The organism is Thermodesulforhabdaceae bacterium, assembly GCA_037482015.1.
Classification (GTDB): domain Bacteria; phylum Desulfobacterota; class Syntrophobacteria; order Syntrophobacterales; family Thermodesulforhabdaceae; genus JAOACS01.
This window is the reverse complement of the sequence record JBBFKT010000007.1, coordinates 97793-108406: the sequence shown is the minus strand read 5'-3', so window position 1 is coordinate 108406 and position 10614 is coordinate 97793. Positions and strand designations below refer to the sequence as shown.

Here is a 10614-nt window from a genome sequence, read left to right as displayed (position 1 = left end):
GGGGGCCGTAGCGGCCCATGTGGGGCGACTGCTCAGGCTCCAGGGAACGGCCGCAGCCAGCCAGGTACAGCGCCGCGTGCGGGAGCAATATGGGGAACGCGGCACGGTATCCAGAGCGGCACGACGGGTGCTGCGGAGCTTCGTCGATTGGGAGGTCCTGAAGGAAACATCGGAAAAAGGCATCTATACCGCTGGGCTTTCACTCGCCATAGCTCAGGTGGAGGTTATCGCCTGGTTGGCCGAGGCCTTCTTGCACGCTCATCCCAACGCTTCGGTGGCTTTGAGAACGGTCCTCGATTCCACGAGCCTGTTCCCGTTCCGCCTGAGCCCTGTTTCCGCGGCTCATCTGGTCGCGGTCTCCGGGCGGCTCGATGTGCTGCGACACGGCCTTGACCAGGACTTGATCATGCTCCGCGAGGAAAGCCTGCAAGCGGCGAAGGGAGGCGGATCATGACGCTCGTGCAATCCGCATCCCAGAAGCGCCGGGTGGTTCAAGAGGGCGCCGCGCGCTCTCACTTTCACGGTTTCCCAGACACGACCCTGCTTGAGTCGGGCGCAATTCCGATTGCCGAAATCGCTGAACTTGCCATGCGGGAAGGTCAATGCACGAACCCGCTCTATCGGGTTCACCGCTGGTTCGCCCGACGCCTCGGTTCTCAGTTCCGGTCAATCTTGACCGGCCTTTCGCTTGATGCTGATGAAGCGAACCGCTTTTGGGACACCTTCCTGGGTAAGGTGCCGCTGGACGGCGCGGTGGTCCTGGATCCCTTCGTCGGAGGGGGAACCAGCCTGGTGGAAGCCATGCGCTGTGGTGCCCACGTGATCGGATACGACATCGACCCGGTAGCCACGTTCATCACGAGATTTGAACTGGAAGCAGCTGCCTACGATCCCGAGAGCGAGGAGATTGCCGAGCTCTGCGCCTCCATTGCTGCCCAGCTGGCACCTTTCCACAGGACCAAAGTCAAAGGCCGGGAGCATGAGGTCTTGCATCACTTCTGGGTGGAGTGTCGCACCTGTCTTTCCTGCGGGACCACATTCGAGATCCATCCGCATTTCCAGTTGGCGTCCAGCAAGGAGAAGGGGCTCCAGTGGGCCTTCTGTAAGGCATGCCACGAAGTCCACGAGCTTCCGATAGAGCGGAAGGAAATCCGCTGTACGTGCGGGACCCGGACCCGTATCGCACAGAGCACCCTCAATCGTGGAAAGGTTCGCTGTCCCGCATGTGGCGACATAACGGGTCTCGCTGATCGTGGAGACAGTCCGACGCCCCCGACGTGGCGCTTGTTTGCCCAAGAATACATCGAGCGAACCCCAATCGGCGTCACGCGGCATTTCAAGAAGGCGACGAAGGGAGACCGTATTCGCTACGGAAAGGCCTCGCGCCTTCTCAAGGAGATTGAGGGCTCCGAGGGCCTGTTTGCGCCGATGCGCGAGATCCCGACAGATGGCCGCTCAGACCAGCGACCGCTCATCCACGGCTTCAGAAGGTATCGAGACCTTTTCAATGACCGGCAGTTGCTACATCTGACCCTGCTCGGCAAGGCCATCGCAGCGGTGGATGAGCCTCGCACCCGGCGCGTCCTTGCTATGGCCTTCAGCGAGCATCTCACCACGAACTGCATGTACACGGCGTATGCTTTCGGCTACCGCCGCGTAAGCCCTATGTTCTCAATCCATTCCTACCGGCACATCACGAGGCCGGTGGAAATCAATCCATGGCTCGAGGGTATTGGGCGAGGCACGTTTCCGAACACTCTCAGCAAGATCACGAAGGCGGTGGCGTTTGCCAAGGCCCCGACCGAGTTGGACCCGAAAGGCGGCCGCGTTCCGTCCAAGGCGGGAGAGCACGTTTACGCCTCGGAGGTTTCTGCCAACCCCTGGCAGGTCCTGACCGGCTCCTCAAGAGCTTCCATACGCACAAAAACTTCCGAGGATCTGGCCGAGATCCCCGATGGAACCATCGACCTCATCCTCACGGATCCTCCGTACTTCGATAATCTGAGCTACTCGGAGCTCTCCGACTTCTACCTGGCCTGGCACCAGTCCCTTGGAGAGGCGGAACCTCCATTCGATGATCCGCACCTTGCGGCCCCCATCGGAGAGAACCTCGCCTTGACCTCCCGAGCCGATGAGTCGATTGCGGTTTATCGTGAAAGGCTCCGGCGGATCTTCTCCGAATGCCAGCGTGTGCTCAAACGGAATGGGGTCTTTGTCTTCACCTATCACCACAAGCACATTGCGGCGTGGAACGCTGTAGGCGAGGCGCTGGCCAGATCGGGTTTCAGGTGTAGCGCCGTCTTGCCCCTTCGCGGTGAGGGTCAGGGGGGGCTCCATTCCTACGACGGAACCATCAAGTGGGATGCCGTATTCGTATGCCGCAAGGATGCACAGGCGCCCGGTGGAGAATCCTGCCCAGTGGTCGTTCCGCGCAGCGCTATAGCCGATGCCAGACGCCGTGCGGATGCCTACGCCAAGGAACTCGGTGATAAGAAACGAATCGGCTTCCGAGAGCCAGACCGCCTGAACGTGGAACGGGCCATGATTGTGGCGTCGGCGGTCCTGGGAAAGGCAGACGACGAGTCCGTGCCACTCCACACGGCACTCTATTGCACAAGAGAACGAGGAGGCAACTGACATGCCCCGGCTGGACAAAGGCACGCTCGCGCTCACATTCAAATTTGATTGTGACCGCTTTCTTCGATTTCGGCTGGCATCCGACGCCGAAAAAGACTCTCTCGGCATCGAAGCCGATACCTACAAGCGACCCGGTATCGAACTGATCAAGGCGGCCGGGCGTCGGTGGGAGGCTGACAAGTACCAGGATCTTATCGACGTTTCACCGCCGGACGCCGTCGAGTATGTCGAGAAGGAAGAGGTCGATGAGCTTGTCGGTCGGAAGCCATTCGGTAAGGTCGAGAACCTGTTCGAAATCCTGCAGCGTGAGACCCCGCCATTTGCCATCATCGAAGCTGAGTTCGAGGTTCCGTCAAATATCACACCGGGTCTCCAAGAAGCATACGACACCTACGGTTTGGAGACCGTAAGAGCCCGTCCCGACATCATATGGGTTCGACCCGGCGGCACGGGACATCCGCTTATCGGCGATCCGGATCCTGTGCCGGAGTTCGAGCTACACGTGATTGACGTGAAAATGGCGGCCGAGCCTTCCCTTCGCCATTTTACGGAAGTCACCTACTACGCGCTCTCGCTGGCGGCGGCATTGGCGGAACAGGGCCTGTCGGATCGATACGCTGTGAGCGCAGAGGGGTTCATTTGGCCTGGTAGCCATGATGCTAACGCCTTCCGGAATCTTGTTCGTGAATACGAAGCAAGAGGAGATAGTGACCCTGTTACTTCAGCCCTACAGGACACCCTCGTGCCGGTCCCCTACGAGGTGTACCAGGTCCACGTCAAGCAGTTCTTCGAGGAACGACTACTCCGGGTTCTCGAGCAGAGACCGGAAGAGGCCTCCTGGCACGTGGGGCCAAAGTGCCAGCTATGTGACTACGTCCGATACTGCAAGCAGGAGGCGGAGAACTGTGACCATCTCTCCCGGCTGCCGTGGCTCAATCAGGGACAAGCCGAGCTTCTGCGCCAGAAGGGAATCGCGACCACGCAGGGCTTGAGGGAGGCCATCAGAGGCAGCATTACGGAGTGGCAGGCCGCAGAGGCGTCAAGCCACCAGCTTCGCGCTGATCGTCCAGCTCTGTTGGTGCGAGCCGAAGCACTCCACACCAACGAGCCCGTCGTTATTGAGGGGCGCAGATGCTCACTTATGCCTGCATGGAGCGACCAGAACATCTTCATTACGGTCCACTTCGATCCCGGTTCCGGCATTACGTTCGCCATGGGCGCCGCCCGAGTGTACTTCCCACCGGGCCGTAGTCAGGGGGATCCACCCCAAACGGAAGAACATGTGTTTGTCGTGGACCGCGTCGACGCAATGAACCCGGATACAGAGCGGGCCCGCCTGGTAGAGTTCGTCACCCTCGTCTCCCGGTGGCTCGAGGAGGTTTCGGATACCAACAGTCGACTGCCAGCAGCAGACCGCGTCTCATCTCATATCTTTTTCTGGGACATGCTTGAGGTCCGCCAGCTTCGGCGGATGTTCGAGAGACACATGAACCACCCGGAGGTCGTGGACCTGATCGAACTTCTGATTCGTCTCTTCCCCCCCGACCAGGTCTTGCCCGATCCAGACCTGTTCAAGTCTCAGCCGGGTACTATCGTGAAGGATGTCGTCCGACTGCTTCTTGGCCTTCCGATTCCGCATGATTATTCCCTGTTCGAGACGGCCAATACACTCTTTCCCGTTCGCAACGAGAATGGTGACCTTTACCGATTCCAACTGCCGTTCGGCTTCAGCACCCCCATGAGCGACCAGATCCCCTTTGAGCGGGCTTACGAGTTATGGCAGGACAAGATTTTCCTGAGACATTTTGACCCAAGGTTTCCGGATCAACCATCGCGGTGGCGGCCATACACGCGAGACGAGCTCTATGAGGGGATCAAGCAGGCAACACGCGTCCATCTCCGAGCGCTGCAGCATATCGTGAGGCGACTGCGGGAGCATTACCGGGACCGGCTTACGCTTCGCAAGGCTCCGTTCAGCGCAGCTCCGCCAACGCAGACGAGGATCCCAGAGCGTGCTCGCAGCCTCATCGCCTTCGAGAAGCTGAATGTGGCATGCCAGGAGCTTGAGAACCGACAGCGCCGGTCGCTTCCCGTTGACGAACGAGAGGCCCACTTCTTCTCCATACGCGGGATACGACCAGCAAACGGAAGAGTTTACGAGAACTGCATCGACGAGGTGCGCGTATCCGACTCCCGTTATGCCAGTGCCGAACTCCTGGCCTTCACGTTTGCCCCCACATCAAGAGATGCCAGGATAAATGAAGGGGACTTCCTGTTGGCATTGTCCAACGAAGATGACGATATCGAGCTCGATGTCCCTTGGCGAAGATACCTGGGCTTATCGTTTCCTGATGCACAGGCGCTGCTGGCTTCCCGCGGACTGAATGATGGATGGATGGTAAATGCCCCGCTGGGAAAGTTGCTTCAGGTTGAGGTTGTGCGCTTGGAGGCGATGCATGAACCTCCATTTCTGGTGCTAAGACCGGCTAATAGTGGCTTGTTCAGGCTGGCTCAAGATGAGGGCATTCTTGATATGGATCAGCCGATGGTTCTCGATCCGCTGTACCAGGACTTCTCCAGCCGAAGGATAGAGCAAGCGTTGCGAGCTGTTGGTGGCAACCCTCCCCCGATGCGGAGGAGAAGAAGGAGGAGGGTTTGATCATGGCAAGGCGTGTGCAACATCCCCGAACAGAACCCGCTCACGGCTTCCTGTATGAGCCCGGGCAGTTGCAGGTCACCCGTGGCCACGCAGAGGTCGAGGACCTTCTGAACCAAGTCTCACAGTACCAGAAGCACCCCTTCAATCCCCGCCAAGCGGACGCCTTTCGCAGCTCGTTCACAGACCGGTTGTCATTGCTGTGGGGTCCACCGGGAACCGGAAAGACAACCGTGCTGGCTGGCGTCATTCTGGGGTGGATAGAAAACGCATGGCAGAGCGGCGAACCGATCACGGTCGGAGTCGGCGCGAGCAATTACAACGCCATCGACAACGTCCTGAGAGAAGTTGCGGACTTGCTCGGCCGACGCGCCTCTGTCCTGGGCGAGCTACCCGGCAATGTGCGCATTGCGCGCCTGCGCAGCGAGTCGGCGAAGCCTCCTCTCGATGAACGCATCGAAGACGTTGTTCGCACGGCACCGGCAGCACGCGTTCTAGCTGGAGCCATGCATGAACGGACAGAATGTGTGGTAGTCGGTGGCACCTGGATGCAGCTTGGGCGACTCGCAGAGGCTGTTTCGGGTGATGGGACTCCAGTCGCCAGATGGTTCGATCTCCTGGTGATCGACGAAGCATCGCAGGTTCCGGTGGCATCCGCCGCAGCCTATTTCCTGCTTCTGCGCGAAGACGGGCATGTAATCCTCGCTGGAGATCACAAGCAGCTTGGTCCGATCTACGGATTCGAAATGCGAGACAGCGTTCAGGGGCTTTTCGATTGCATCTTCTCGTACATGCAGGAAACCCACGGCAAAGATCCTGTTGCCCTGGATCGCAATTACCGGACAAACACGGAGATTTCTGGCTGGCCAAAGGAACGGTTCTACAGCGAAGGATACGAGGCGTTTTTCCCAGAACGAAGGCTCGACATTGCTCTACCGCCTGCAACAGGTAGCCCGCCGGATGGGTGGCCGGAAAACCTGCCATGGAGTGATCTGTTTCTAAGGATCCTCGACCCGGAGATACCGGTGGTCGTCATCAGTTATGGCGTTCACACGTCGACGCTTTCAAATCCGTTCGAAGCCCAGATGGTTGCGGCTCTTGCCCTGCTGTACCGACGCATCCTTGAGCAGGACGGCAACGGTCCCGGTGACCAGGAGTTCTGGTCCGAGCATCTAGGCATCGTGACGCCTCACCGGGCGCAGATGTCTACTATCAGAAACCTCCTGGTAGACGCAGCTGGGATGCCCATGGATCCACCGCCATTCGTGGATACGGTAGACAGGTTCCAGGGCCAGGAGCGGGACCTGATGATAGCAAGCTACGTCGTCGCTGACCGCGATTTCGTCGCCGCAGAAGAGGCATTCATTCTGAACCCGAGACGATTCAACGTGACCTTAACCCGAGCTCGAAGCAAATTCATCATGTTTGTGAGTGACGCCATTCTTCAGCACCTCCCCGCCGACGCTGATGTGGCTCGGGATGCGGCGCACTTGCAACTGTTTGCTGAGAACTACTGCACGACCATCGACGAGGAGATTGAGCTCCCATATTTCGATGGTGGTCGACTCACGACCATGCGCTGCCGGCTGCGGGGGAAACAGGATGCGCCTTGAGGGAACGACATGAATGGAGGTGAAACAATGCCAAGACGTAAGACTTACCATGTGACTCCTCGGACCGACGGCGGCTGGAACGTGAAAGAGGAAAATGCGTCAAGGGCGTCCAGCAGCCACGACACCAAGGCCGAGGCCATAGCCCGTGCCAAGGAATTGGCGAAGAAGCAGGCGCTTGGACAGGTGATCATTCACAAGCAGGACGGTACGATCCAGACGGAACACACATACGGCAAGGATCCGCATCCGCCCAAAGGGTAACAGGGACGTTTCGGATGAGCTTCCGCTTCTGGAGACGAATCAGGATCGCACCGGGCGTGACCCTGAACCTGAGCAAGTCGGGCGGGTCCCTCTCGTTCGGGCCGCGCGGGGCGAAGTTCACCATCGGTCCGAGGGGCAAGCGGGCCACGGTGGGCATTCCGGGAACAGGCCTTTTCTACACGACCACGCTTCCGAGCGGGATGTCAGGTGGCAGGAGAAGCGCGTCCTACTCCGCTCCGGCCGTCCCAACGGTCCGCCCGGAAGACCGCCTGACCCTGGGTTTCTTCAAGCGGCTTATCACGCCAGACGACGAGGAGGCCCTGGTAGACGGGTGCCGGGAGTTGGTCCTTGGCAACGAAAACAAGGCCCTCGAACACCTTGAGAAGGCCGTCCACCTGGCCGACGGCGCGTACCTTGCCGGTTTCCTGGCGCTCAAGGAGGAGCAGATGGAAGAAGCCGCGACCTACCTGGCGACGGCCGCCGAGAAGCACAGCCGCCTGGGCCGCTACTTCTCGAAGTATGGCATCTCCGCCACCATGAGCCTCCCCATCACAGACGAGGTGTCCGCGCATGTGGGCCCGGATCTCCGCGGCGTGCTGTTGGGCCTGGTGGAGGTCTATCAGCGTCAGGAGCGCTGGGAGGATGCGATTGCCTGCCTGGAGCGCTTGCGGCGGCTCGAACCCGACGACGTGGTGGTGAAGCTGTCCCTCGCGGAGCTGCTGTTGGACGCCCGCCCGGGCGACAAGAACGTCTGCCGGAAGATCGTGCGGTTGACCGAGGGCATCGAGAACGAGAGCCCGGTCCACACCGCGCTGCTGCTGTACAAGGCCAGGGCCCTGCGCGGGCTCGGGCTCCTGGACGCGGCGCGGGAGACCCTGATGGGTGCCCTGCGCCGGAGGAAAGGCCGGTCCGAGGAACTGCTCCGGGCGCTCCGGTACGAACGGGCCCTGGTCTACGAGGAGCTCGGCCAGCGCCGGCGAGCGCGCAGCGAGCTCGAGAAGCTCTACGCTGAGGACCCGGATTACGAGGATGTGGCGGCCCGGTTGGGACTGTAGCGGAAATCCGAATCAACGCCGTTTCCGGCCCCTCGGGGGTGTGCCGCTATTTGAAAAGATATTGTGTATCAATGGGTTAGGTGATATCCTGGCGGTGGAGAGTGGTTATGAAGAGGGTTGCAGGTGGGGAGCCAACTTAACCCACTAACTCTAACGGTTCTTAGTTAACAATAGACCCCGTCGGGTACGTCCTGCGGGGTCTTTATTTTTCCCTGATTGACTCAGTCCGTCCCTAGCCATCGCCCGAGGCTATTTTAAATAGGATTGAGGCGGTCAGTTTGACCGATCCCCTTCCACACCACTGGCATGCGGGTCTGCACCGGGCGGTTCGAGAAGTTGAGCGGTAGCTACGACGGTATCTGCTGACTTCTCGCTCCGGTTCATCACCGTCACCCTTCAGGCACATGTAAGGGCGACGCATGCGTCGCCCCTACGCGATAAATAACCGCCGAATTTACGCCGCTTCGCCTTGATAGCGAGAGCTTTGCGGATTCTCGCCCTGCTCCGCAGCACCTCCCCGTTGACGGGGAGGTGCTGGGTGGGAGCCGGTTCTTGTCCATCGGCTCGCAAGACGGCGTTAGGATATTGGGAGGGTCGCCGCCCTCGGCGACTGATGTATTGGAAATTTCACGGTTCCCTGCGGTCATTAGCAATATGGCAGTTGGGCTTCGCTCGCTGTGATCAACTCACGGGGGACTCTCACCTCCAGGAGCACACCCATGTCGGGGCGAAAAATTTTTCGTCCCTATCAGCGTCCTCTCAAATTTTTTGACACGATCTTTCACTAACTGTAAATTACGTCAATTGGATGAGTTGTAATGACACGAGATCTGCCTTGCGGCCAGAAAGATGCTTCCGATGGATGAAAAACCAGGCGACGTCCTGACCATCGAAGAGTTGTCTGCCTACCTGAAGATACCAAAATCGACGCTCTACAAGCTTTTTCGGGAAGACAAAGTCCCATGCCAGAAGATTGGCCGACATTGGCGCTTCCCTAAAGTTGCCATTGACCGTTGGTTGGAAAAGATGCCCAGCGATACAAAAAATCAGCAGGACCGCCAGTTAGGACACACCGGAAGTGCGCCCAAAGGGCGAGGTCTAGGGAATGCCCGAACCAAATGACGGAGGAAACAAGTAATGGCGGAGGCCTTGGCGGATAAGGTCCTGCGAAAGATCGGCGAGGCTCGAGAGCTCTATTACCGGCTGATCCTGATGGTGGGCCCGGCGGGAAGCGGGAAGACGTCCGAACTCAAGGAGGTGTCGGCAAGCACCGCCGCTACCCGATTTGCGATTTTATAGTGACCAGTTTGGAGGTGACGACATGACCATTCCTGATTACCAAACCATTATGCTTCCGCTCTTAAAATTGCTCAAAGACGGTCGAGAGCGATCGATCCGCGAGTGCATTGATGCACTAGCGGACCATTTCCATCTCGCCCCAGACGAGCGGGCGAAGCTGCTCCCCAGCGGACAACAACCAGTCTTTGATAACCGCGTCGGGTGGGCACGAACCTACTTGAAGAAGGCGGAGCTGTTGGAGACCCCTCGTCGAGGTGTCGTGCGTATAACAGCCCGCGGCCAAGACGTGCTCAACGAATCCCCTGAGAGAATTGATGTAACGTTTCTCATGAGATTCGGTGAATTTCAGGAGTTCCAGGAACGGAGTCGCAGTAAAACGGGTGAGCAGAAACCGCCTTCACCGGAAGGGTCACAACCGGATCCTGTAGAGCAGATCGAACAAGCTTTTGAGGAATATCAGGAGACCCTTATCGACGACGTCCTGAGACTGATCCGAAGTGCAAGTCCGCGCTTTTTTGAGCATCTGGTGATCCGTCTTCTGGTAGAGATGGGCTACGGGGGCGGGATCAAACAGGCCGCCGAGGTAGTTGGGGGTAGCGGCGACGAAGGCATTGACGGAATCATCAACGAAGACAAACTGGGATTGGATGTAATTTACATTCAGGCCAAGCAATGGACGAAACCAGTCGGTCGCCCGGAAGTTCAGAAGTTTGTCGGTGCTTTACACGGAAAGCGAGCGAGGAAAGGGGTTTTCATTACGAGCTCTGAATTTACAAGAGATGCACGAGAATACGTCGCTCATTTGGAGCCGCGCATTGTGCTCATCGATGGACAAACCATGGCACGATTGATGGTCGAACATAATGTCGGCGTAGCCCCGAGATCCATATACGAATTGAAGACTATCGACCGTGATTTCTTCGAAGAGAGCGATTGAAGGTCTTTCACCATGCGAGGAACACCTGGCCGCCATGGGCTTGACTTACACCTTTCCGGATGCTAGCCAGGTCGTGAGCAACAAGCGAGCTTTCGAGGAGATGATGGCTGCGTTCCACCAGGAGTATCCGGAACATAGCCTGCTCCTGGTTGTGGA

9 protein-coding genes are annotated in these 10614 nt (G+C 58.6%); all 9 read left to right on the top strand.

Features of this window, described 5'->3' with window-relative positions:
* Positions 1–454, top strand: a 454-nt coding sequence (locus tag WHS38_09215; protein ID MEJ5301152.1) for a hypothetical protein, incomplete at its 5' end; no start/stop codon positions are given.
* Positions 451–2637, top strand: a complete 2187-nt coding sequence (locus WHS38_09210) for a hypothetical protein (GenBank protein ID MEJ5301151.1) — start codon at positions 451–453, stop codon at positions 2635–2637. The genes WHS38_09215 and WHS38_09210, both read left to right, overlap by 4 nt.
* A gap of 1 nt (position 2638) precedes the next feature.
* The gene (locus WHS38_09205; GenBank protein MEJ5301150.1) at positions 2639–5296 is read left to right on the top strand and encodes a hypothetical protein; all 2658 of its coding nucleotides are present in this window, start codon (positions 2639–2641) and stop codon (positions 5294–5296) included.
* Between the two features lie 2 nt (positions 5297–5298).
* Positions 5299–6906, top strand: a complete 1608-nt coding sequence (locus tag WHS38_09200; GenBank protein MEJ5301149.1) for an ATP-binding protein — start codon at positions 5299–5301, stop codon at positions 6904–6906.
* Positions 6907–6933: 27 nt separating this feature from the next.
* Complete coding sequence (locus tag WHS38_09195) at positions 6934–7167, top strand: DUF2188 domain-containing protein (protein MEJ5301148.1); 234 nt, start codon at positions 6934–6936, stop codon at positions 7165–7167.
* Positions 7168–7181: 14 nt separating this feature from the next.
* Entirely contained in the window at positions 7182–8222 is a 1041-nt protein-coding gene (locus WHS38_09190; GenBank protein ID MEJ5301147.1) for a DUF4236 domain-containing protein, read from the top strand.
* A gap of 858 nt (positions 8223–9080) precedes the next feature.
* Positions 9081–9344, top strand: coding sequence for a helix-turn-helix domain-containing protein (locus WHS38_09185; GenBank protein MEJ5301146.1), 264 nt, complete (start codon positions 9081–9083; stop codon positions 9342–9344).
* A gap of 15 nt (positions 9345–9359) precedes the next feature.
* Complete coding sequence (locus tag WHS38_09180; GenBank protein MEJ5301145.1) at positions 9360–9521, top strand: hypothetical protein; 162 nt, start codon at positions 9360–9362, stop codon at positions 9519–9521.
* Between the two features lie 22 nt (positions 9522–9543).
* A complete protein-coding gene (locus tag WHS38_09175; protein MEJ5301144.1) occupies positions 9544–10458 on the top strand; it encodes a restriction endonuclease in 915 nt (304 codons plus the stop codon).
* The last annotated feature ends 156 nt before the right edge of the window (positions 10459–10614 follow it).

What these genes read in the sequence shown, in the direction of transcription:
- WHS38_09200 (MEJ5301149.1), top strand. Translation starts at nt 5,299, where the DNA reads ATGGCAAGGCGTGTGCAACATCCCCGAACAGAACCCGCTCACGGCTTC.
- WHS38_09180 (MEJ5301145.1), top strand. Translation starts at nt 9,360, where the DNA reads ATGGCGGAGGCCTTGGCGGATAAGGTCCTGCGAAAGATCGGCGAGGCT.
- WHS38_09190 (MEJ5301147.1), top strand. Translation starts at nt 7,182, where the DNA reads ATGAGCTTCCGCTTCTGGAGACGAATCAGGATCGCACCGGGCGTGACC.
- WHS38_09185 (MEJ5301146.1), top strand. Translation starts at nt 9,081, where the DNA reads ATGGATGAAAAACCAGGCGACGTCCTGACCATCGAAGAGTTGTCTGCC.
- WHS38_09195 (MEJ5301148.1), top strand. Translation starts at nt 6,934, where the DNA reads ATGCCAAGACGTAAGACTTACCATGTGACTCCTCGGACCGACGGCGGC.
- WHS38_09210 (MEJ5301151.1), top strand. Translation starts at nt 451, where the DNA reads ATGACGCTCGTGCAATCCGCATCCCAGAAGCGCCGGGTGGTTCAAGAG.
- WHS38_09205 (MEJ5301150.1), top strand. Translation starts at nt 2,639, where the DNA reads ATGCCCCGGCTGGACAAAGGCACGCTCGCGCTCACATTCAAATTTGAT.
- WHS38_09175 (MEJ5301144.1), top strand. Translation starts at nt 9,544, where the DNA reads ATGACCATTCCTGATTACCAAACCATTATGCTTCCGCTCTTAAAATTG.